Origin of the sequence: Streptomyces sp. NPDC001502 (assembly GCF_042894785.1) — a bacterium.
GTDB lineage: Bacteria > Actinomycetota > Actinomycetes > Streptomycetales > Streptomycetaceae > Streptomyces > Streptomyces kutzneri.
Genome location: NZ_JBIAVW010000006.1, coordinates 102,389 through 123,926, shown reverse-complemented (window position 1 = coordinate 123,926; position 21,538 = coordinate 102,389). Strand labels below are relative to the sequence as shown.

Annotated in this window: 22 protein-coding genes and 1 tRNA gene; 6 read left to right on the top strand and 17 right to left on the bottom strand. The window is 72.2% G+C overall.

Features of this window, described 5'->3' with window-relative positions; translation table 11 throughout:
* Positions 1–73 precede the first annotated feature (73 nt).
* The 5 genes from ACFY0D_RS12395 to ACFY0D_RS12375 all read right to left on the bottom strand — a co-directional run bounded on the left by ACFY0D_RS12395 (position 74) and on the right by ACFY0D_RS12375 (position 5,231).
* The gene (locus tag ACFY0D_RS12395; protein ID WP_390798277.1) at positions 74–1,363 is read right to left on the bottom strand and encodes a DUF5933 domain-containing protein; all 1,290 of its coding nucleotides are present in this window, start codon (positions 1,361–1,363) and stop codon (positions 74–76) included.
* A gap of 266 nt (positions 1,364–1,629) precedes the next feature.
* Positions 1,630–3,153 carry a flotillin family protein gene (locus ACFY0D_RS12390; protein ID WP_390798276.1) on the bottom strand — a complete coding sequence of 508 codons (1,524 nt, stop codon included), beginning with the start codon at positions 3,151–3,153 and terminating at the stop codon, positions 1,630–1,632.
* A gap of 91 nt (positions 3,154–3,244) precedes the next feature.
* Positions 3,245–3,754: a hypothetical protein gene (locus tag ACFY0D_RS12385; protein WP_390798275.1), complete on the bottom strand. Its 510-nt coding sequence runs from the start codon at positions 3,752–3,754 to the stop codon at positions 3,245–3,247.
* A 133-nt stretch (positions 3,755–3,887) separates the two neighbouring features.
* Positions 3,888–4,889, bottom strand: a complete 1,002-nt coding sequence (locus ACFY0D_RS12380) for a PucR family transcriptional regulator (RefSeq protein ID WP_390798274.1) — start codon at positions 4,887–4,889, stop codon at positions 3,888–3,890.
* A 114-nt stretch (positions 4,890–5,003) separates the two neighbouring features.
* A complete protein-coding gene (locus tag ACFY0D_RS12375) occupies positions 5,004–5,231 on the bottom strand; it encodes a hypothetical protein (protein ID WP_390798273.1) in 228 nt (75 codons plus the stop codon).
* A gap of 219 nt (positions 5,232–5,450) precedes the next feature.
* On the opposite strand from ACFY0D_RS12375, the gene ACFY0D_RS12370 reads away from it, so the two are divergent.
* Positions 5,451–5,807 carry a hypothetical protein gene (locus tag ACFY0D_RS12370; RefSeq protein WP_390798272.1) on the top strand — a complete coding sequence of 119 codons (357 nt, stop codon included), beginning with the start codon at positions 5,451–5,453 and terminating at the stop codon, positions 5,805–5,807.
* 181 nt (positions 5,808–5,988) lie between these two features.
* On the opposite strand, the gene ACFY0D_RS12365 is transcribed toward ACFY0D_RS12370, so the two are convergent.
* Complete coding sequence (locus tag ACFY0D_RS12365) at positions 5,989–6,324, bottom strand: hypothetical protein (RefSeq protein ID WP_390798271.1); 336 nt, start codon at positions 6,322–6,324, stop codon at positions 5,989–5,991.
* A gap of 290 nt (positions 6,325–6,614) precedes the next feature.
* A tRNA-Pro gene (locus tag ACFY0D_RS12360) sits at positions 6,615–6,688 on the bottom strand.
* Positions 6,689–6,796: 108 nt separating this feature from the next.
* Here ACFY0D_RS12360 and ACFY0D_RS12355 point away from each other — a divergent pair.
* Positions 6,797–7,270 carry a DUF309 domain-containing protein gene (locus ACFY0D_RS12355; RefSeq protein ID WP_390798270.1) on the top strand — a complete coding sequence of 158 codons (474 nt, stop codon included), beginning with the start codon at positions 6,797–6,799 and terminating at the stop codon, positions 7,268–7,270.
* On the opposite strand, the gene ACFY0D_RS12350 is transcribed toward ACFY0D_RS12355, so the two are convergent.
* From ACFY0D_RS12350 to ACFY0D_RS12335, 4 genes are read right to left on the bottom strand one after another with little or no spacing between them, the layout of a single operon-like run.
* Positions 7,267–7,659, bottom strand: coding sequence for a VOC family protein (locus ACFY0D_RS12350; RefSeq protein ID WP_314246601.1), 393 nt, complete (start codon positions 7,657–7,659; stop codon positions 7,267–7,269). The genes ACFY0D_RS12355 and ACFY0D_RS12350 overlap by 4 nt on opposite strands.
* A gap of 4 nt (positions 7,660–7,663) precedes the next feature.
* Entirely contained in the window at positions 7,664–8,296 is a 633-nt protein-coding gene (locus ACFY0D_RS12345) for a lactate utilization protein C (protein WP_390798269.1), read from the bottom strand.
* Positions 8,293–9,765, bottom strand: coding sequence for a lactate utilization protein B (locus tag ACFY0D_RS12340; protein WP_390798511.1), 1,473 nt, complete (start codon positions 9,763–9,765; stop codon positions 8,293–8,295). Before ACFY0D_RS12340 ends, ACFY0D_RS12345 begins: the two co-directional genes overlap by 4 nt.
* Before the next feature lie 17 nt (positions 9,766–9,782).
* Entirely contained in the window at positions 9,783–10,538 is a 756-nt protein-coding gene (locus ACFY0D_RS12335) for a (Fe-S)-binding protein (protein WP_390798268.1), read from the bottom strand.
* Between the two features lie 18 nt (positions 10,539–10,556).
* Here ACFY0D_RS12335 and cobF point away from each other — a divergent pair, with 18 nt between their 5' ends.
* Positions 10,557–11,309 (top strand): precorrin-6A synthase (deacetylating), encoded by a 753-nt coding sequence (cobF, locus tag ACFY0D_RS12330; RefSeq protein ID WP_301364766.1) that lies wholly within the window; start codon positions 10,557–10,559, stop codon positions 11,307–11,309.
* Here cobF and ACFY0D_RS12325 read toward each other — a convergent pair.
* Positions 11,296–12,456, bottom strand: a complete 1,161-nt coding sequence (locus tag ACFY0D_RS12325) for an aminotransferase class V-fold PLP-dependent enzyme (RefSeq protein ID WP_390798267.1) — start codon at positions 12,454–12,456, stop codon at positions 11,296–11,298. The two genes, cobF and ACFY0D_RS12325, sit on opposite strands and share 14 nt — an antisense overlap.
* A complete protein-coding gene (locus ACFY0D_RS12320) occupies positions 12,453–13,400 on the bottom strand; it encodes a LysR family transcriptional regulator (RefSeq protein ID WP_390798266.1) in 948 nt (315 codons plus the stop codon). Before ACFY0D_RS12320 ends, ACFY0D_RS12325 begins: the two co-directional genes overlap by 4 nt.
* A gap of 124 nt (positions 13,401–13,524) precedes the next feature.
* Here ACFY0D_RS12320 and ACFY0D_RS12315 point away from each other — a divergent pair, with 124 nt between their 5' ends.
* On the top strand, positions 13,525–13,866 hold the full coding sequence (locus ACFY0D_RS12315; protein ID WP_351149222.1) for an SgcJ/EcaC family oxidoreductase: 342 nt from the start codon (positions 13,525–13,527) through the stop codon (positions 13,864–13,866).
* A 15-nt stretch (positions 13,867–13,881) separates the two neighbouring features.
* Here the strand turns inward: ACFY0D_RS12315 and ACFY0D_RS12310 are convergent, their stop codons facing one another.
* Positions 13,882–15,549, bottom strand: coding sequence for a glycoside hydrolase family 71 protein (locus ACFY0D_RS12310; protein WP_390798265.1), 1,668 nt, complete (start codon positions 15,547–15,549; stop codon positions 13,882–13,884).
* 469 nt (positions 15,550–16,018) lie between these two features.
* On the opposite strand from ACFY0D_RS12310, the gene ACFY0D_RS12305 reads away from it, so the two are divergent.
* Together ACFY0D_RS12305 and ACFY0D_RS12300 are read left to right on the top strand one after the other, a co-directional pair.
* Positions 16,019–16,432 (top strand): hypothetical protein, encoded by a 414-nt coding sequence (locus ACFY0D_RS12305; RefSeq protein ID WP_390798264.1) that lies wholly within the window; start codon positions 16,019–16,021, stop codon positions 16,430–16,432.
* Between the two features lie 299 nt (positions 16,433–16,731).
* The gene (locus tag ACFY0D_RS12300) at positions 16,732–17,712 is read left to right on the top strand and encodes a formylglycine-generating enzyme family protein (RefSeq protein WP_390798263.1); all 981 of its coding nucleotides are present in this window, start codon (positions 16,732–16,734) and stop codon (positions 17,710–17,712) included.
* Here the strand turns inward: ACFY0D_RS12300 and ACFY0D_RS12295 are convergent.
* The 3 genes from ACFY0D_RS12295 to ACFY0D_RS12285 form a co-directional block, all read right to left on the bottom strand.
* Positions 17,693–18,469, bottom strand: coding sequence for a hypothetical protein (locus ACFY0D_RS12295; protein ID WP_390798262.1), 777 nt, complete (start codon positions 18,467–18,469; stop codon positions 17,693–17,695). The genes ACFY0D_RS12300 and ACFY0D_RS12295 overlap by 20 nt on opposite strands.
* A 198-nt stretch (positions 18,470–18,667) precedes the next feature.
* A complete protein-coding gene (locus ACFY0D_RS12290; protein WP_390798261.1) occupies positions 18,668–20,887 on the bottom strand; it encodes an NADP-dependent isocitrate dehydrogenase in 2,220 nt (739 codons plus the stop codon).
* Positions 20,888–21,111: 224 nt separating this feature from the next.
* Positions 21,112–21,465 (bottom strand): DUF805 domain-containing protein, encoded by a 354-nt coding sequence (locus ACFY0D_RS12285; RefSeq protein WP_390798260.1) that lies wholly within the window; start codon positions 21,463–21,465, stop codon positions 21,112–21,114.
* Positions 21,466–21,538 lie beyond the last annotated feature (73 nt).

The following is a 21,538-nucleotide window of genomic DNA, read 5'->3' as shown; positions in this document are numbered from 1 at the left end:
GCGCCGATCATCGGCCCCACCGGATTTCGCCCGCCGGGGCGGCGCGGTCGGGCGGCCACGGCACCGGGCGCACTCACACCAGTTCGGGCTGCGGTTCGCGTCGCTGTTCCGGCACCCGCACCGCTGTCGCCGCGGTTTCCCGTTCCCACGTCCTGGTGATCCGTACGTAGCCGTAGATCACCGAGCCCATCGCGAGGAGGAGCAGCGGCCCGAACACCCACGGGTACGTCGCCAGCTGCATCGACAGATAGCGGTACGAGGCCAGGTACGCGACGAATACCGTCGCGCCATAGGCGGTCAGCAGGACGCCCGGCCGGTCCCAGCCGCGGGCGAGCGAACGCAGCCCCGTCTCGATCGTGACCGTGAACACCACGCCGGCGATGATGTCCGCGCCGTAGTGGTAGCCGAAGCCCAGCGTGGCGCCGAGCGTGGCGATCAGCCAGAAGGTGCCCGCGTAGCGCAGCGCCCGCGGGGCCTTACGGGAATGGATGAAGATCGCGGTGGCCCACGCCGTGTGCAGGCTGGGCATGCAGTTGCGCGGGGTGAACTCGTCGAAGGGCATCGGGCCGGGGGCACCGACCGGCGGCGACGTGTTCGGCCACAGGTCGGCCACCGCCCAGTGCGCGCCGTCCGCGCCGTAGGCGAAGATCGGGCCGACCACCGGGAAGATCATGTAGATGCCCGGTCCGAGGAGACCGATGACCAGGAAGGTGCGCACCAGGTGGTGGCTCGGGAAGCGGCGCAGGGCCGCCACGTGGCGCAGCTGGTACAGCGCGACGGCGACCGCGGCCACCGCGAGCTGGATGTAGACGAATTCGAGAACGCGGAAGCCGACCGTGCCGGTGGCCTCGACGATCCGGCCCGCCACCCACGACGGGTTGCCCAGCGCGTGATCGGCGGTCGCCACGTACTGGTCGAGCACCATCGGGCGGGATTTCGAGGTGATCAGCAGCCAGGTGTAGCCGGTCTTGCGGCCGGCCACCAGCAGCAGCGCAAGTCCCACGCCCTTCAGCAGCAGGAGACGCTCACGGCCGGTGCGGCGCGTGACGGCGATGACGGCCCAGGCCAAGGTCACCAGCAACGCGCCGTTGCCGAACATCATCTCGGCGCCGACCAGCCAGCGCACGAGCCAGAAGACGAGGTCGATGCCGATCGCGGCGGCGAGCCCGATGAAGCGCTGCCGCCAGGTGAGCACCACCATCATCAGTGCCATGCTGGCGTACAGCACCGTCCCCGACTGGGGGGCGAAGAGCACCTCTCGCGTCTGGACGGTGATCGGACCCGGCACGCCGTACCGGCGCGCGGCCAGCTCCAGTGCGACGAGGAATCCGAGGCCGATGACACCCACCGCGGCCCACAGCACGACCCGGGGTCGGGGCCGCGCGGCGGACCTGGCGCCGTCGCCTATTCGAGAAAGAACCCGCGATATCGTAGATGTCAATTTCCGGCCGCTTATCGTGGTCCAACGTGAACATTGTCAGGTCGAACATGTTAACGGAGTGGGCAGGTTTGATTGAGCGTGGGTGTACCGAACGGTTCACCCGGCTGCCTGCCGTGGCCGGAATGGCCTGACCGGAAAATTCGGCCCCGCCGGATGCCGAAGCGAACCGGCGGGGACGGCACCGGAGCTCAGTCGGTGATCGCGATCTTGCCGTTGACCGGGACGGCTTCGGGGGGCGTCGCCGACCGGGTCGCGGTGAGGCCCTTGAGGAGCTGGGCGAGGTCGACTCCCGTGGTGGAGCCGAGCAGCTCCATGCCCTGGGCGACGTTCTCGGCGACGGTGCGGGACAGCTTGTTCGCGCCGTCGGTGGAGATGACGGTCATCTTGTCGATGGCGCTGAGCGGTTCGGCCGCCTTGGCGACCACCTGCGGGAGCACCTCGACCAGCATCTGGACCATCGCCGCATCGCCGTAGCTCTCGAAGGCGTCGGCCTTCTTCTGCATCGCCTCGGCCTCGGCCGCGCCCTTGACGGCGATCGCCGCCGCTTCCGCCTCGCCCTCCAGGCGCACCGCGTCGGCGACGGCCGCACGGCGGGCGAGCTCCGCCTCACCGCGCTTGGCTCCCTCGATGGCCTCGGCCTCGGCGAGGGCGGAGCGGCGCTGCTTCTCGCCCTCACCCGTCAGGCGGGCCCGCTCGGCCTCCCCCTGCGCGGCGGCGATGGCGGCAAGGCGCTCGGCCTCGGCCTGCTTGACCCGGGCCACCCGCAGCGCCTCGGCCTCCTGCTCCGCCTGGTAGCGGCGGGCATCGGCGGGCTTGCGGACCTCGGTGTCGAGCTGTCGGTCGGTCAGCGCGGCCTGCCGCTCGGCCACCTTTTCCTGCTCGGCCAGGATCTGCTGCTGCCGGTCGGCGTCGGCCAGCGGTCCGGCGGCGTTCGCCTGGGCGGCGGCGGCGTCGGTCTCGGCCTTGATCTCGGCCTGGCGCAGGTACAGGGTGCGCTGCGCGACCGCGATCTCCTCCTCGGCCTTCAGCCGTGCCTGTTCGGCGGCCCGGCGGGCGTTGGCTTCGGCGATGTCGGCCTCCTGCTTGGCGCGGGCGGCCTCGGGGCGGCCGAGATCCTCCAGGTAGGAGCCCTCGGTGGTGATGTCCTGGATCTGGAAGGCGTCCAGGACGAGGCCCTGGCCGGAGAGGCTGGCCTCGGCCTCCTCCGCGACCTGCCCGGCGAAGGCGGCCCGGTCGCGGATGATGTCCTCGACCGACATCCGGCCGACGATGGCCCGCAGCGCGCCGGACAGCACCTCCTGGGTGAAGCCGACGATGCCCTCCTGCTGCTGGAGGAAGCGCTGGGCGGCGGCCCGGATGGCGTCCTCGTTGCCGCCGACCTTGACGATCGCCACGCCTTCGAGGTTCGCCTTGATGCCGCGCAGGGTGACCGCTCCGCGGACGGCTATGGGGATGTGCCGGCTGGACAGGTCGAGGGTGTAGCGCTGCTGGACGAAGGGCACGACGAACACTCCGCCGCCGACCACGACCTTCTGGCCGCTGGTGTCGGTGAAGACCTGTCCGGTGGCCGGATCGGTGGACTTCTTGCCGCGCCGGCCGGTGATGAGGAACGCCTCACTGGGACCGGCGACCTTGTATCGGGTGACGACGACCAGTGCGAGCAGCACGAGGAGTACGACCACTCCCACGACCGGAACGACGACTGAACTCATGGCGGATCCCCCCTGCCCGCTCTCGCGGGGGCAGATCGGTGATGGATGAGAAGGTGAAGCGCCCGGGTCGGCGTTCGGGTCGGCGCCCGGGTCAGCGTTCGACGGCGCGCACGCCGACCGACGTGGATGAGGGCGTCGCCGTCACCCACACCTCGGCGCCGAGGGCCACCGGGCCGTCGGCGGTCGCTGCGTACTTGACCGGCTGGCCGCCCAGCCTCAGCAGGACCTCGCCGTACCCGTCCGCCGGAATGGCGGTGACCACGGTCCCGGCCGACCCGAGGAGCTCGCCGTGGCGCGGGGCGGCCCCGCCGGTGTCCCGGGCGAGGGCCCGGCTCAGCCGGTACGTGGACCAGCCGGCCACGGCACCGGCCGCGGCACCGGCGGCGGCTGCCGCTCCCGGCCCGAGACCCGTGGTCCCGAGCACGATCGCCCCCGTGAAGCCGAGCATCGAGACGAAGCCCGCGACCACCGGAAGCGACAGCCACCCGTCGAACAATCCGTCCAGGGCACCGTCGAAGACACCTTCGAGGACCCCGTCGAACACCAGCGAGCCGGCCAGCAGGACGATTCCCCCGATGCCGAGACCCAGAAACAAGTCCATGAGCACCTCCCCCGATCGGCCGGTGTTTCCGCCGGACAACGGCATCGTGCCAGCGCGCGAACGTGCCGTACATTGCCCGCCTTCGGCAATCTTTACGACTTCTTGACGCAGGAGTACGGCAGGGTGCCCCGGGTCACGCCGTGGCGCCGGGCCAGTCCAGCAGCCGTGATCCGATCACCGCGGTCTGGAGTGTGTAGCGGTCGGCCGGGTCCGCCGGGTCCGAACCGGTGAGGGTGTGGATGCGCCCCAGCCGGTACGTCAGGGCGCGCACGCTCAGCGACAGGCGCCGGGCGGTCTCCGTCGCCACGCAGCCGCTGTCGAAATAGGCGGTGAGGGTGTCCAGCAGGGGCTGAGGGCCGCCGCGCGCCTGGCGGAGCGGGCCCAGGACACTCTCCACGAGGTCGGCCATGGCCTGCCGGTCGCGGCTGAGGACCGGGTAGACCAGAAGGTCGGAGGCGTACAGCAGCGGCCCCTCCAGCCCCATCCGCTCAGCGATGTCCAGGGCGTTGAGGGCCTCTTCGTACGAGTGGACGACCCCGCCCGGGCCCGGGTGGGAGCGGCCGACGGCGACCCGCCCGCCATCCGTCACCGCGTGCGCCTGCTTGGCGAAGTAGGCCAGGACATCGGGCTGATCGCCGGGCGCCACGCAGATGAGGCTGCCGTCCTTGGTGGCCAGCAGGATCTGCCGCTTTCCGAATCGGCCGAGGACCGCCTCCTCGATACGGCGCGCCACGGGGTAGCCGTCGCCGTAGGGTTCGGGGCCGGCCGCCACGGCCACGGCGTGGTCCTGTGACAGGCGCAGCCCGAACCGTTCGGCCCGCTCCGCCAGCAGGCCCAGCCCACTGCGCCCGTGCAGCAGGTCGTCGATGAACTCGCGCCGGGCCGCCTCCTCCTGACGGACCGCCTGGCGCTGGGACCGCTCGTACCCCTCGACGAAGGCGTCCACCGCCTGCTCGACAGCGGCCAGCAGCGGCGCCGGAGATCGCGTCAGGACGCTCTGGGCGGCGGCCAGGTGGTTCCGTATGAGCCCGCGCAGCGGCAGACCAGCTTCCGCCGCCCGCTGCCCCTCGGCACGGCGGGACTCGACCTCGGCACGGGTGAGGCGACGCCCCGTGGCACACGCGTCCCGCAGCATGCCGACATACCCGCCGAGACGATCCTCCGGCGCTTCCCGGTCCCCCACGTTCCTCCCCCGATCCCGACGCGCACCCTCACCCGTCCTTGACTGGGGACCAGGGTGACATGTGCATCAGGGCGCGCCGGCACCAGGACCTGCGGGTGTCCGCGCGGCCTCCGCTCCGGCGGGCGGAGTGGGCGCGGACGAGGACCTCGCCCACGGCGTAGGACCGGTGCTGCGGAAGAGGCCGACGAAACCGTCGGCCGGGAGAACCTCCGCGGCCCAGGGCCAGGCCGCGAGGGCGTCGTGCATCGCGGTGGCGGCGATCCGGACATGGCCGGGACGCTCGATGACCGCCACGGACGCCGAACGCCACGAACGCGGACCACGAGGCCGCCGGGCGAGTCGTCGAATACCTGCAGGCCCAGCCGGTGTTGCGCGCCTCCCGCCGGACCGCCCTGACGGCACTGCCCGGCGTGGCCGGTCTGGCACTCACGGTGCAGACGGTGTCCACCGTCGTGTCGGCCCTGCGCCTGCCTCGCGCTCGACGGGAGCATCGGTGCGGCCGAGGTCCTGGCGATGCTCGTCCTGGCCGCCCGCTGCGCGGATCCGCTGTCGGCGCTGCCGGCGCTGTCGGACATCGGCGGCCGGCTCCGCGGCGCACGGTACGAACTGGCGCGGCTCCACGCGGTATTGCGCACCGAATTGCGCACCGAGCCGCTGCCGGAACCGGCCGAGATCGCCATCGCCTTCCAGGACGTCTGCCTCGTCGACGGCACGATCGAGGAGAACATACGGCTCGGCCGCCCCGACGCCGACGAAGCCGAGGTGCGGGCGGCAGCCACTGCGGCGCGGCTCGACGAGGTGATCGAGCGGCTGCCCGACGGAATGGGCGACGGATGTCGGCGAGGGCGGCGCAAGGCTGCCGGGCGGTGAACGCCGGCGCGTCTCGATCGCGCGAGCGCTGCTGAGGAACGAGCCGATCGCATCGTCTTCCCGGACCGCGGGCGGATCGTGGAGGAAGGCCGCCACGACGCGCTGATGCGCCGTGGCGGCCGTTACGCCGAATTCTGGAATGTTTCCCTCGCCCCGGCGCCTAGCGAATGAACCGCGGCTTTCATTCCTTTTTGATCGGTACGGTGATGTTCCTGTTGCGGATCACCACTCGTTCCACTTTTCCGTCGATGAGGAACTCTTCCTTGACCGGCGTCGTCGTGATGACTTGAGCAACTCGCCCGCCGGGGGCGTGTTCCACCAGTTCCAGATGAAGTTCTTCAGGAACCGGAACAATCGGTGGGGACGCGAGTTCCAACGTCAGCTCGAAGCCCTCGGTGTTGCATGCGCACGTGCCCTCCACCGTGACCCGGCGTTCACCCTTGCTGTTCTGGTACGCCGTAGCGGTGAAGTCTCCACCCTGAGCTTCACAGGCGAAGCCGTTTGCAGACTTGGACATGCGGACTCCCTCGACGCCTCATTGCGTGACAGTTCACACAGCGCATTCAGTATCGGCGCGTTTACCCGCTGCCACAATCGGAGGGGAGGCGTTCATTCATATGGCTGCGCATATCGTGTGGAAGTCTTCGGACTGCGCTAAGGACGAACGCGGGGAACTGCTCGCCGGCCGAGGAAGAGCCACCAGGTCTTCGGCGAAATGCGACCAGCCGGCCCCGGAGAATGCACAAGAGCCCTGCCTCACCGAAGTGAGACAAGGCTCCGAACTACGACTACGAGGCGAACCTCTAGTCGGGACGACAGGATTTGAACCTGCGACCCCTTGACCCCCAGTCAAGTGCGCTACCAAGCTGCGCCACGTCCCGTTGTGCCTGTGATCTGGGGTTTCCCCCTGCCCGGCGGCACATGCAGAACATTACCCCACGCCGAGGGGTGTGCATGCACGGGTAATCGGCGAAGGGGAGGATGGGGTGGTGAACGCACGGGATCGGGACGTCGACGGGCGGGCGCGCAGTGCGCGGCCGAGGGATGGGCTGGGGCGGCCGCTCGCCTACGGGGTGTCCGGGGTGGAGCGGCAGCCCGAGGGCGTGGTGCGCTCCCCCGGGGAGACCGTGCGGGAGGCGCAGCGGCTCCTGGACGCCGGGATGCCGTTCCACGCGCACGAGGTGTTCGAGGATGCCTGGAAGTCCGGGCCCGCGGCTGCGGCCCCGCTCTGGCGGGGACTCGCGCAGCTCGCCGTCGGGTTGACGCACGCCGCGCGCGGCAACGCGGTGGGCGGGGCGCGGCTGCTGCTGCGCGGGGCCGCCGGGATCGAGGGGCTGGACGGGAGCCCGTACGGGGTCGACGTGCCGGGCCTGGTCCGGTGGGCCGGGGACCTGGCCGACCGGGTGGGGGACGGTGGCCCGGCCGTCGATGCGGCACGGGAGGCGCCGAGGCTGGGCGGCTAGGCCGCGGGCTGGAGGAGGTCCCAGCGGTTGCCGTACAGGTCTTCGAACACGGCGACGGAGCCGTACGGCTCGTGGCGCGGCTCCTCCAGGAAACGGACGCCCTCGGCGGTCATCCGGGCGTGGTCGCGGGTGAAGTCGTCGGTGTACAGGAAGTGGCCCACTCGGCCGCCGGTCTGGTCGCCGACGCGGGAGCGCTGGGCCTCGTCCTTGGCCCGGGCCAGGAGGAGCGCGGATTCGGTGGCGCCGGGCGGGCGGACCACGACCCAGCGGGAGCCGTCCGGGCGGGCGGTGTCCTCGGCGAGGTCGAAGCCGAGGGCGCGGGTGTAGAAGTCGATGGCCTCGTCGTAGTCGTGGACGAGGAGGGCCGTGAGGGCGATGTGCGAGGGCATGCCCTCATTGTGTGCCTACGAGGACCACTTCCAGGGTGCGGGGGCCGTGGACGCCCTCCACCCGGTCGAGTTCGATGTCGCTGGTGGCGGAGGGGCCGGAGATCCAGGTCAGGGGGCGGGCCGGGTCGAGGAGCGGCAGGGCCTGCGGGACGGAGTCCACCACCTGGTCCGGGACCCGGACCACGCAGATGTGGTGGTCCGGGACCAGGGTGATCCGCCGCCGGCCCTGGTCGGGGCCGCCGTCGAGGACGATCGTGCCCGTCTCGGCGACGGCCAGCGCGCAGCCGGTGACCACGCTGTCGACCCGGTCCAGTTCGTACGGGGTGGAGGCCGCCCGGTCGGGTACCCGGGTGGGGCCCCCGGCCGGGAGCCAGTGCGGAGGCAGGCCGGGCGGGACGAGCACCGACCTGGCGCCCCGCGCGTCGAGGAGCCGCGTCAGCAGCGCGGGCAGCGCCTCCTCGTCCGTGCGGTGGACCACGGCCCGGTACTCGGCGAGGTGGGCGGCGAGCAGGTCCACCCGCTCCGCCGGGGTCCGGGCGCCGTGGACGGGGAGGTAGTCGCGGGGGATCTCCACCGCGGGCGCGTCGTCGCGCAGCGCCCGGCGGATCCGGCCCAGGATGCGGTCCTTGCTGCTCATTGCGGGTTGCTCCGTTCCCGGGCCCACCAGTCGCGGAAGGACTGCGCCGCCACGGTGGGCAGTTCGCGGCTGTCGGTCCAGGCCCGCCCGGCTCCGGGAAGCCGGCGGGGGGCCAGCCGCCGGGCCCTGGCCAGCAGGCGCTCCCCCGCGCGCAGGGCGCCCGGGTGGTCCAGGAGCAGCCGGGCGGCGCGCATGGCGGCCCGTTCGGCGGTGTGCCCGTCGGCGGGGCGGAGGGTGACGCGGACGCCGTCGCGGGTCACCGGGCCGCCTTGGGCGACGCGTTCGCGGAGGTGGACGAGGACCTCGGGGATGTCGATGGCGACCGGGCAGACCTCGTAGCAGGCTCCGCACAGGGTGGACGCGTAGGGCAGCGAGGCGTCGATCGCGCCGCCGGTGCCGCGGAGTTGGGGGCTGAGGATCGCGCCGATGGGGCCCGGGTAGACGGAGCCGTAGGCGTGGCCGCCGGCGCGCTCGTAGACCGGGCAGACGTTGAGGCAGGCGGAGCAGCGGATGCAGCGCAGGGCCTGGCGGCCGGTCTCGTCGGCGAGGGTGTCGGTGCGGCCGTTGTCGAGGAGGACGAGGTGGAAGGCGGCGGGCCCGTCGCCGTCCGCCCCTCTTGAAGGGCCCAGGCCGGTCCACATCGTCGTGTACGGGTTCATCCGCTCGGCCGTCGAGGAGCGCGGCAGCGTCTGGAGGAAGATCTCCAGGTCTCGGAAGGTCGGGACGACCTTCTCGATGCCGACGACGGAGATGAGGGTCTCGGGCAGGGTCAGGCACATCCGGCCGTTCCCCTCGGACTCCAGGACGACCATCGTGCCGGTCTCGGCGACCATGAAGTTGGCCCCGGACACGGCGACCTTGGCGCGCAGGAACTTTTCGCGCAGGTGCAGGCGGGCCGCCTCGGCCAGTTCCCGCGGGTCGTCGCCGAGCGGTTCGGGCGCCGGCCGGCCCCAGCCGCCCATCTCGGCGCGGAAGATGTCGCGGATCTCGGCCCGGTTGCGGTGGATGGCCGGGACCAGGATGTGGGAGGGGCGGTCGTGGCCGAGCTGCACGATGAGTTCGGCGAGGTCGGTCTCGTACGCGGCGATCCCGGCGGCCTCCAGGGCCTCGTTGAGCCCGATCTCCTGGGTGGCCATGGACTTGACCTTGACGACCTCGCGCTCGCCGGTCGCGCGGACCAGTTCCGTGACGATCCGGTTGGCCTCGTCCGCGTCGGCGGCCCAGTGGACGGTGCCGCCGGCGGCCGTGACGGCTTCCTCCAACTGCAGCAGGTAGCGGTCGAGATGGCGGAGGGTGTGGTCCTTGACGGCCTTGCCCGCGGCGCGCAGCCGGTCCCAGTCGGCGAGTTCGGCGACGGCCCGCGCGCGTTTGTCGCGGATGGTGTGCGTGGCGTGCCGGAGGTTGGCGCGCAGCACCCCGTCCCGGACGGCCTCGCGGGCGGCAGCGGGGAAGGCGGGAAAGGCGGGCATGCCCAGGTGGGTACGGGTCACGACGGCGGTTCCTCCTCGGTCGCGGCCAGGATCTCGGCGAGGTGCAGGGTCCGCAGCGGGCTGTCCGCGCGGCGCAGCAGGCCGTCCAGGTGGGCGAGGCAGGAGTTGTCGGCACCGCACAGCACCCGGGCGCCGGTGCCGGCCGCTGCCGTGATCTTGTCGGTGCCCATGGCGGTCGAGACGTCCGGGTTCTTGACGGCGAAGGTGCCGCCGAAGCCGCAGCACTCCTCGGCGCCCGGCAGCTCGACCAGGTTCAGGCCTTTGACGGCGGACAGCAGCCGCCGCGGCCGGTCTCCGAGGCCCAGGCCGCGCAGGCCGTGACAGGAGGGGTGGTAGGTGACGGTGTGCGGGAAGTACGCGCCGACGTCGGTCACCCCGAGCACGTCGACCAGGAACTCGGTCAGCTCGTACACGCGCGGCGCGAGCGCGGCGGCCGCCTCGGCGAGCTCGCTGCCTCGCCCCTCGGCCTCCGCCTTCCGGCCGATGCGCGGGTAGTGCTCGCGGATCATGGCGGCGCAGGATCCGGAGGGGGTGACCACGTACGGGTGTCCCGCGAAGGCCCGCGCGGTGCGCCGCATCAGCGGTTCGCTCTCGTACCGGTAGCCGGTGTTGTACTGCGGCTGCCCGCAGCAGCTCTGGGCCGCCGGGAAGTCCACGCCGACCCCGAGCCGCTCCAGGAGGCGTACGACGGCGATGCCGGTCCGCGGGTAGAGCGCGTCATTGACGCAGGTGACGAACAGGGCGGCTCGCATGATGGGCACAATAGCCCGGTGAAGAAGTTCTCAGTGATCGGCATAGGCGCGGGCGACCCGGACCATCTGACCCTCCAGGCGGTCAGGGCGATCGGCGCGGCGGACGCATTCCTCATCCTGGAGAAGGGCGAGGAGAAGGCGGATCTGACCGGGCTGCGGCGCGCGATGCTCGACGCCCACGCCCGTCCGGGCCACCGGCTGGTGGAGGGCCGCGACCCGGACCGGGACCGGACGCCCGCCGACTACACCCCGACGGTGGACGGCTGGCGCAGCGCGCGGGCCGGGCTCTTCGAGCGCTTCATCGCGGAGGATCTGGCGGACGGCGAGACCGGGGCGTTCCTGGTCTGGGGCGATCCCTCCCTCTACGACTCCACGCTCGCGATCCTCGACGAGGTGCTGGAGCGCGGCCGGGTGACCTTCGAGCACGAGGTCGTGCCCGGCATCAGCAGCATCTCGGCGCTGCTGGCACGGCACCGGACGAACCTGAACCGGGTCGGGCGCCCGGTCCAGATCACCACCGGCCGCAGGCTGGCCGAGGGCTGGCCGGACGACGTGGACGACGTGGTGGTGATGCTGGACGCTCGGCACGCCTTCACCGCCCACCTGGACCAGGACCTCTTCATCTACTGGGGGGCCTACGTGGGCACCCCGGACGAGATCCTGGTCTCGGGCAAGCTCGCGGAGGTCGCCGGGCGGATCGAGGAGCTGCGCACCGAGGCCCGCGCCCGCAAGGGGTGGATCATGGACACGTACCTGCTCAGGCGCGGCTGAGGTAGGACGGGAGGACCGCGGCGAGGCGTTCGTACTCCTCGGGCCGGTTGTAGATCTGGCCGCAGACGCGGATGCCGCCGCCGCCCGGCCAGGGCCAGATCAGCACCCGGATGCCCTGCTCGGCCGCGATCCGCTCGCGCAGCGCGCGGGCCCGGTCCGGTGTGTCGGCGACCCCGGCCGGCAGGCGCAGGGTGCGCATGGCGAGGGCCTCGCCGTGCGGGAGCGGGGTGAGCCCGGGGAGCTCGGCGAGCAGGGCCGCTCCGTGGGCGGCCAGTGCGCTGTTGTGGGCCCGGACCTTGGCCGCGTCGAGGCGTTCGAGCAGGTCCAGCCCCTCGGGGGCGGCGAGCCAGCCGGTGTAGTCGGCGGTGGCGCGGTTCTCGACGGACCGCGGGAATCCGTGCTGGTCCTCCCAGGACGGTACGAGGGCCCTGATCCGGCGGCGGTGCTGCGGGGCGACGGCCAGGACCGCGCTGCCGGAGGGGGCGTAGCCCCATTTGTGCAGGTTGCCGAACCAGAAGTCGGCGCCGCCCGCGAGGGGGTCGGGGAGCATGCCCAGGGCGTGGGCGCCGTCGACGACGGTGGTGACCCCGCGTTCGCGCAGGTCCGCGAGGAGCCGGGGGGAGGCGATGATCCGGGCGGTGGGCGAGCTGACGTGGTCGAGTACGGCCACCCTCGTTCGGGGTGTCAGCGCGGCCAGCACGCTCTCGCGTACGGCGTCCTCGTCGGGCAGGTGGGGGTCCAGGGCCACGGTGGTGACCGGGGCGCGGCGGGCGGCGGCCGCGACGACGGTGCCGTAGCCGTGGTCGGTGACCAGGATCTCGTCGCCGTCGGCGAGCGGGACGGCGTCCAGGGCGAGGTTGGCGCCCTCGGTGGCGTTGGCGATGAAGGCGATCCCGTCGGGGTCGGCGCCGAGGTGGGCGGCGATCCGGGTGCGGGCCTCGGCGAGGCGGTCCGGGACGGCGATGAAGAAGGCGTCGGGGTCGGCGTGGACCTCGGCGCGGAGCGCGGCCTGGGCCTCCTGGACGGGGACGGGCACCGCGCCGAAGGATCCGTGGTTGAGGTGGGCGACGCGGGGGTCGAGGCGGAACAGGGCGGGTCCGCCGGGGAACGCGTGGGCGGACCCGGCGGGACGTATCGGCTCGGTCACTGCTCCTCCGGGGATGCGGCGCGGCTGTCCTGCGGATCATCTCCCGCGGCCGCCGGCTCCGGTAGACCGCCGCCGAAGGCCCGGCGCCCGTACGCGAGCAGCTCGCGCACGGCGGGGCCGTGCGCGGGGCGCCAGACCAGGCAGAGCAGGGCGGGGATGTCGGCGTCGTCGAGGACGCGGGCGCTGAGCCGGTCGCGGTAGCTCTCGGCCATGGACTCGCTGAGGACGGCGACGCCCAGGCCGCGGGCGGCGAGGTCGGCCATGGCGTCCGCGGCCCCGGCCTGCAGGGCGATCACGGGCCGGACCCGCTGTGCGGCGCAGGCCTGGTCGAAGACCGTGCGCAGGCCGGTGCCGGCGGGCATGCAGATGACCGGGTGGTGGGCGAGGTCGCGCAGGGTGACCCGGCGCCGGTGGGCCAGCGGGTGATCGGGCGGGACGGCGGCGACGAGCCGCTCGCTGACGAGCGTGAGGGCTTCCAGTCCGGCCGGTGCGGCGGCCGCGGTCCCGATGAGGGCCACGTCGACCGTGCCGGCGCGGACCCCTTGGACGAGCCGGTCGGAGTTGTCCTCCAGCAGGGCGATCTCCACGCCGGGGTGGGCCCGGTGGAAGGCGGCGAGGGCGTCGAACAGCGGGGTGACGGTGCAGCCGACGACCATGCCGACCGTGATCCGGCCCCGGATCACGCCGGCCACGTCCCCCACCGCCTGGCCGACCGCCTCGGCGGCGGCGAGCGCGGCCCGGGCGGGTGCGAGCGCGGCCGCTCCGGCCGCGGTCAGGGTGGCGGTGCGGGCCGAGCGGTCGAACAGCTCGGCGCCGAGCTCCCGTTCCAGTTGGCGGATCTGGGCGCTGACCCCGGACTGGCTGATGTGCACCCGCTCGGCCGCCCGGGTGAAGTTCTGTTCCTCGGCGACGGCGACGAAGTAGGCGAGCTGCCTCAGTTCCATGACTGGGGATTCTAGTTGCCAGAAGATCCATCTGTTGGACTTCTGGTCGCGGGGAGATCAGGCTGGAGGTACGAAGCGCGGCGGACGCGCACACCCCAGGGAGGAAGTCGTGTACGAGAAGGCGATGCGGCCCGAGGACATCACCCGCCTGTTCGTCGAGCGTTCCAACGCCGGGGACGCGGCGGGGGTCGCCGCGCTCTACGAGGAGGACGCGGTGATGGCGTACCCGCCCGGGGAGCGGACGGTGGGCCGCGAGGCGATCCGGGCACTGTGGGAGAAGGTGCTGGCCCACCGCCCGGTCTTCGAGCCGGAGGCCCCGCTGCCGACGCTGGTCAGCGGTGACATCGCGCTCACCTCGACCCCGCCGAAGGACGGCTCCGGGGCTCGTGCGCAGGTCGTACGGCGCCAGAGCGACGGCAGCTGGCTGCGCCTGCTCGACCAGCCGGAATTCACCCCTCCGGCCTGATCGGCAGGACGCTCCCTACGCATCGCGGCCGCTGGTCGCCGCGTAGTACTGGAGGTCCTGCACCTCCACCTTGTGGTCCACCCGGTACGGCAGGTCGACCCTCACTCCGGCCTTGCCGTCCCGGACGACCTGCGCCGAGCTGGTGCCCGCCTTCAGCGGGAGCAGCTGCGAGTGGATCCCGGCGGGGGCCTCGTAACTGCCGTCCGTGGTGCCGACGCTCGTCCGGACCGCTCCGGCCCCGGTGAGGAAGCTGAGCACCTCCACCCTGTCCCGGGCCGGGGCGCTCCCCTTGCGGAGCGACATCACCAGCGACTGGTCGCCCGTCGGGTCGGCGTCCGCGAACTGTGTGCGCGCGGAGAGGTAGAGGGTGTCCCGGACGATCTTCGGCCAGCTGCCCGTCTTGAACTTGGTCAGGTAGTACGAGGTCAGGTCCAGGTACGCGTAGCCGTTGTGCAGGGAGGGGGCGAACTGGCTGCCCTCCGAGTAGTCGTTCCAGGTGGTGAGCTGCACCCAGTCGGCGCCGTCCTCGATGGCGTGCGTCCAGGTCGAGCGCAGGGTCGCGGTGTTGCCCGCCTCGTCGTAGATGCCCTGGTTGGGGCGCGCGTCCTGGACCGACACCGGCTGCATCCAGATCTTGCCCATGTCGTGGGCCCGCCGGACGTCGCGCGTGGAGCTCTCCTGGCCGACGTAGCTGCGACTGCCCCACTCGGAGAAGCCGTGGCTGATCGGGGCGAACTCGCCGCTGTGGGCGCCGAAGTCGAGGAAGAGCGGGACGAAGGCGGTGCGGATGTCGTGCTCGGACTTCAGGAGGGCGATGACCTCGGTCCACCAGGCGACGCTCTTCTCCTCCGCCTTGAAGGGCGAGACGACGAGGCGGCCGTCGGGGAGCCGGTGTGCGGCGGAGGCGTCGGCGAGCGTGGCGATCGCGCCGGCGAGTACGCCGGGGTCGTCGGTCTTCAGCGAGGTCATGTCCGGCATCAGCATGATCTTGAAGGTCGGGTCCACCGAGCGGGCGGCCGCCATCAGCAGGTTGCAGCGGTCCCAGTTCCTGCCGGAGAGGGAGAGCAGGTCGAGGGTGAAGCCGTCGATGCCCGCCGCACGGGCCGTGCGCACCTCCTGCTGGAGGTTGGCGTACTCCCAGTCACCGCTCTTGGGGGCCACGGGCAGCGGCCGGTCGCGCAGCAGGCCGCCGTACCGGCCGTGCTTCCCGCTCTCGCCGTCGGGATCGAGGTAGTTGCGGGTGTAGTAGTCCCGGTCCGCGGCCGCGTTGTCGAGGGAGAGCGGGTAGGGGGTGAAGTAGTGGGCGAACACCAGCTTCTTGCCCGCGCCGCCGGAGCGCAGGGCGGCCGGCGAGGGCATGTCGAAGGGCAGTGCTCCGGTGGGGCGTTCGGCTCCGGAGTCCACCGCGCCCTTGGGGTTGCCCTTGGCGGCCGCGTCCTTGGTGGGCTCCGGGGGCTCGGTGGGGGACGGGGTGGCCTCGCCGGGAGTGCCGGTCGCGCCGCCGGTCCCGGTGGCGGCCGGGAGTCCGCCTCCGCGGGCGGCGGCCTCCTGTACGGAAGCCGCGTCGCGGGGGTCCCAGGCGATTCCCGTGGCCGCGCAGACACCGACCAGGAAGAAGGCGGAGAGCAGCGTGGCGAGCAGCGGCCTGCGGCCCCGGAAGGCCGGCCGGCGCCGGTGCGACACGGGTCCGGCCGCCCGGCCCGCGCGTGGTGCCCGCCGGCCCGCACGATGCTGTGCTCGCCGGTCCGTTCGCCGGTCCGCTGTCATTCTGGTCCCTCCCGCGAATATGCCCCTCGCAGGGGCTGCACAGCAGTAGAGCCCAATCCCGGCTTCCGGACAACCGTTCCCAGGAGCCGGAGTTCGGGTACGTACGTCACACGGACCACGGGAACTACGCCGCCCGTCCGGCGCGCGGACGATGTCCCCACCTGGGCCGCAGCGAACGCGTCCTTCGGAATGCGACATTCCCCTAGCCTTACGGCGCAAGTGGCGCATAATCGTCGACACGCGGCTCGAACAAACCCTCTTGCCGCACTTGGTCACGCATGCAACGGGGGGCATCGTGCCGATGAGGGAATCCGGGGCCATGGGGGAAGCCGGGTCGATGAGGGAAAACGGCTTATCCGGAACGCTGCCGGCGACGTCCGCCGAAATGTCCCGGCTGCTCACCGCCGTCCGGCGGGGGCGCGTGCTGACCGTGGCGGGAGCCTTCCGCGAGCCGCGGAGCCTGCTGGTACGGGAGATCGCGCGGCGGATCTCGTCCAACTTCTACGACGGGGTCGCCGTCGTCGCCATGAATCCGCAGCACGGTGGCTACGGAGTCCGCGAGCTGACGGCCGAACTGGGCTCCGTACCCGGCATGCCCGCCCCGGCCTGCGGGACGGCCAACACCACCTCGTGGCTGGCCGAACGGGACATGCTGCTCGTCCTGGACGGCGCGGAGCAGCTCGGCCCGGACGCCCTGGCCTGGCTGCGGAACCTGCTGGCCGTGGCGCCGGGACTGCGGATCCTGGCGGCCGGGCGGTCCCCGCTGGCCTTCGAGCAGGAGCGGATCCACCGGCTCTGATCCACCGTCCCTGATCCGCCGGCTTCGGCTCCACCGGCTTCGGGCTCCACCGGCTCCGGCTTCGGCTCCGCCGAGCCCCGTTACGCGCGCGGCACAGCGCCGCCATGGAGCCGCCACAGCCCTGCCACGGTGCTGCCACACCCCGGTTCTAGGGTCTGACCTGCGGGTTCGACGGTGCGCGCGCAGCGCCGCGAACCCCCGTGCGTACGTTCCCGTCCCCGCACGTACAGGAGACCCTTCTGAGCGAGCACACCAGCACGCCCCGGAACGCGCCCCGCACCGTCCCCCAGGAGAGATCCATGCCGCCCGAGCCCTGCTGCACCCCCGCACGCGAGCCCGCCGCCGAGGTCCTGACCCTCGCCCGGCGGCCGGAACCCGCGCCCGTGGGGGCCCCGGCGGCGGACCCGGCGGCGGCCCGGGCCGTACGCGACCTCGTCGGCCTCGCGGGCGGCCGGTTCCTGATGGGGACGGAGGACCCGGACGGGTTTCCGGCGGACGGCGAGGGTCCGGTACGCCAGGAGGCGGTCGGGGCGTTCCGCATCGCCCCGACCACCGTCACCAACGCGCAGTTCGCCTCCTTCGTGAAGGCCACCGGCCATGTCACGGAGGCGGAGTCCTTCGGCTTCAGCTTCGTCTTCGCGGGCTTCCTGACCGGTGAACTCGCGGCCGCCTCGCCCGCGGTGGCCGGGACCCCGTGGTGGCGGGCCGTCTCCGGGGCCGACTGGCGCCGTCCGGAGGGACCCGGCTCCTCCTTCGCCGACCGCCAGAACCACCCCGTGGTCCACGTCTCCTGGCACGATGCCCGGGCGTACTGCGCCTGGTCCGGGACCCGGCTGCCCACGGAGCCGGAGTGGGAGTTCGCCGCGCGCGGCGGGCTGGAGCGGAAGCGCTACCCGTGGGGGGACGAACTGCGCCCCGGCGGGCGGTACATGTGCAACATCTGGAACGGTGACTTCCCGGTCCACAACACCCGGGCCGACGGGTACGCGGGTACGGCCCCGGCGAAGGCCTTCCGGCCCAACGGATACGGCCTCTACCAGACGGTCGGCAACGTGTGGGAGTGGTCCGCCGACCGCTTCTCGCCCGCCGGCCCGGAACGGACCATGCGCGGCGGCTCCCACATGTGCCACGACTCGTACTGCAACCGCTACCGGGTCGCGGCGCGCACCCGCAACACCCCGGACAGCTCCGCTGGGAACATCGGCTTCCGGGTGGTCGCGGACGTGGGCCCGAACGTGGCTCCGGACGGGGCCGCCGCCATCAGCCGAGCTGTCGGCTGAGCTGCCGCCACACCGGGGCCGGGCAGCGCCCCTGCGGCCGGGACTTGAGGAACATCCCGTAGTCGACCACGCGCGGCGGACGGCCGAACTCCACCCAGTGCGCACGGCCGGAGGCCTTGTCCCAGCCGTCGTTGGGCATCCGGATGTGGTCGGCGCGCCCGTCCTTGTCCTTGGTGGTGATCTGGGCGACCTCCACGTGGCCGGGATGGACGGCCAGCACCACGCAGTAGTGCCGCAGCTGCCGCGCCGGGTCCTCGCGCAGCGGCACCATGGCCAGCCAGATCTCCCCCGGCGCCGGCCGGCGGGTGCCGGCGGCGACGCGCGGGCCGCCCCGCGAGGCGTCCCACCGGCGGACCACCACGACGAAGGCGAGCGCCACCAGTCCCGCGGCCATGCTCTCGGCCGTGGCCCGGACGTTCCACACCGGGTACTCCCCGACCCTGCTCTCCGTCCACCACAGCACCCCGGCGACGAGCGCGAGCAGCGCCGCCGCCCGGACCGGTACCAGCCACCAGCCGCCGGTCCGTCGGCGCGACGCGAACAGGGCCAGCAGCAGGGCCACGGCGGCCGGGATGGCGTAGACGACGAGGTACTGGCCGAAGCCGTGGAGCTGCTGCGGCGGTGACTGCTCGGCGAGCAGATCGGGCAGCGCAAGCGGCACCGCCAGCAGATAGCCGACGGTGGGCAGGACGAACAGCACGAGCAGGAGCGCCAGGCAGCCGATACCGCCGCAGGACGTGTCGGAACGACGTGCCACAGAACCCCCAGAGCCTTTGCGGTGAAGCCCCCCGGGGCACCGACCCCGAACGCTAGCGCAGGGCCCACTCCTCGGCCAGGAGTCCCATGACGACCTCGTCCCCGAAGGCGCCGGACACGGCTCCGCCCCGGCGGGCACGGGGCCGGCCGGGGCGGAGCGGGTCACGTCGTCAGAGACGCGTGGGTACGGCTGTCGGCATCAGCCCAGGAGGGCGAGTGCCTGGTTGAGGGTCGCGGACGGGCGCATGATCGCCGCGGCCTTCGTGGCGTCGGGCTGGTAGTAGCCGCCGATGTCGGCCGGGGAGCCCTGCACCGCGACGAGCTCGGCGACGATGGTCTCCTCCTGCTCCGACAGCGTCTTGGCGACCGGCTCGAAGGCCGTGGCCAGCTCGGCGTCGTCGGTCTGCCTGGCCAGCTCCTGCGCCCAGTAGGTGGCGAGGTAGAAGTGGCTGCCGCGGTTGTCGATGCCGCCCAGCTTGCGGCTCGGCGACTTGTCCTCGTTGAGGAAGGTGCCGGTCGCGCGGTCCAGGGTGTCGGCCAGCACCTGGGCGCGGGCGTTGCCGGTGGTGGTCGCGAGGTGCTCGAAGCTGGCGGCCAGCGCGAAGAACTCGCCCAGGCTGTCCCAGCGCAGGTAGTTCTCCTTGACCAGCTGCTGGACGTGCTTCGGGGCGGAGCCGCCGGCGCCGGTCTCGAAGAGGCCGCCGCCGTTCATCAGCGGGACGACCGACAGCATCTTGGCGCTGGTGCCCAGCTCCAGGATGGGGAAGAGGTCGGTCAGGTAGTCGCGCAGCACGTTGCCGGTCACCGAGATGGTGTCCTCGCCGCGGCGGATGCGCTCCAGGGAGAAGGCGGTGGCCTCGACCGGGGAGAGGATCTTGATGGTCAGGCCCTCGGTGTCGTGCTCGGCGAGGTAGGTCTTGACCTTGGTGATCAGCTGCGCGTCGTGGGCGCGGGTCTCGTCCAGCCAGAAGACGGCCGGGACGCCGGTGGCGCGGGCGCGGGTGACGGCGAGCTTGACCCAGTCCTGGATCGGCAGGTCCTTGGTCTGGCAGGCGCGGAAGATGTCGCCGGCGGCGACGTCCTGCTCCAGGACCGTGTTGCCCGCGGCGTCGACCAGGCGGACGGTGCCCGCGGTGGCGATCTCGAAGGTCTTGTCGTGGCTGCCGTACTCCTCGGCCTTCTGCGCCATGAGGCCGACGTTCGGGACCGAGCCCATGGTGGACGGGTCGAAGGCGCCGTGGGTGCGGCAGTCGTCGACGACGACCTGGTAGACGCCGGCGTAGCTGCTGTCCGGGAGGACGGCGAGGGTGTCGGCCTCGGCGCCGTCCGGGCCCCACATGTGGCCGGAGGTGCGGATCATGGCCGGCATCGAGGCGTCGACAATGACGTCGGACGGCACGTGCAGGTTGGTGATGCCCTTGTCGGAGTCGACCATCGCGAGGGCCGGGCCCTCGGCGATCTCGGCGTCGATCGAGGCCTTGATCGCGTCGCCGTCGGGCAGCGCGCCCAGGCCGTTCAGGATGGCGCCCAGACCGTCGTTGGGCGACAGGCCGGCGGCGGCCAGGGTCTCGCCGTAGCGGGCGAAGGTCTTCGGGAGGAAGGCGCGGACCACGTGGCCGAAGACGATCGGGTCGGAGACCTTCATCATCGTGGCCTTGAGGTGCACGGAGAACAGCACGCCCTCGGCCTTGGCGCGCTCGATCTGGTCGTTCAGGAAGGTGCGCAGCGCGTCGACGTGCAGGACGGACGCGTCCACGACCTCACCGGCGAGAACCGGTACGGACTCGCGCAGCACCGTGGTGGCGCCGTCGGCGGCGACGTGCTCGATGCGCAGGGTGCCGGCCTCGGCGATGACGGTGGACTTCTCGGTGGAGCGGAAGTCGTTCTCGCCCATGGTGGCGACGTTCGTCTTCGACTCGGTGGTCCAGGCGCCCATGCGGTGCGGGTGCGTCTTGGCGTAGTTCTTGACCGAGGCGGGGGCGCGGCGGTCGGAGTTGCCCTCGCGCAGGACCGGGTTGACGGCGCTGCCCTTGACCTTGTCGTAGCGGGCGCGGATGTCGCGCTCCTCGTCGGTCTTCGGGTCGTCCGGGTAGTCCGGGAGGGCGTAGCCCTGGCCCTGGAGCTCGGCGACCGCGGCCTTGAGCTGCGGGATCGAGGCCGAGATGTTCGGAAGCTTGATGATGTTGGCTTCCGGGGTCTTCGCCAGCTCGCCGAGCTCGGCGAGGGCGTCGGCGATCCGCTGGCTCTCCTGGAGGTACTCCGGGAAGACGGCGATGATCCGACCGGCCAGGGAGATGTCACGGGTCTCGACATTCACACCGGCCGTCGACGCGTATGCCTGGATCACAGGCAGGAAGGAATACGTCGCGAGGGCCGGGGCCTCGTCAGTGTGCGTGTAGATGATGGTCGAGTCAGTCACCGGATGCTCCGCTCCACAGTCTGCGTCTCTCGTCTGCAACATTGCTCGACATCAAGATATCTCGTGATCGGGCCGCTCTGGACAGCCCCCTGCCGCCAGTCCGGGAGACGCATGTCACGCGGGCTCCGGCGGGCCCGGGAAAAGGCGAAAGCGCCGCCCCCGGCTTGTTCCCGGCCAGGGGCGGCGCTCAGGCATTCAGGCCTTGATCAGGCCCGTACGGCAGATCAGGCGGCGTAGGCCTTCGGGTCCGGGCCGTACTGGTTCGGCTGCGGCTGACCGGCGGTGGCGGTCAGGACGAGCAGCCAGATGCCACCGATGAAGGGGACGAACATGATGAAGTACCAGGCACCGGACTTGCCGAGGTCGTGCAGACGACGGACGGTGACCGCCAGCGTCGGGACGATGGTACCGAGGATGTACAGGGCCACGATGATCATGCCGGCGCCGATGACGGCGTCCAGGATCGCGAGGACGATCACGGCGGCCACCTGGAAGAGGGCGAACATCCAGTACTCCTGGCGGCGCGCGCGGCCGGAGAAGACGGCGTACTTCTTCAGGACGTCGGTGTAGTGGTTCATGAGGGTCCCCCCAGAGGACGGTGTGTTCGGCCCGTCCTGCTGGAGCAAGCCGGGGCAGAACTTATGCCCCCTT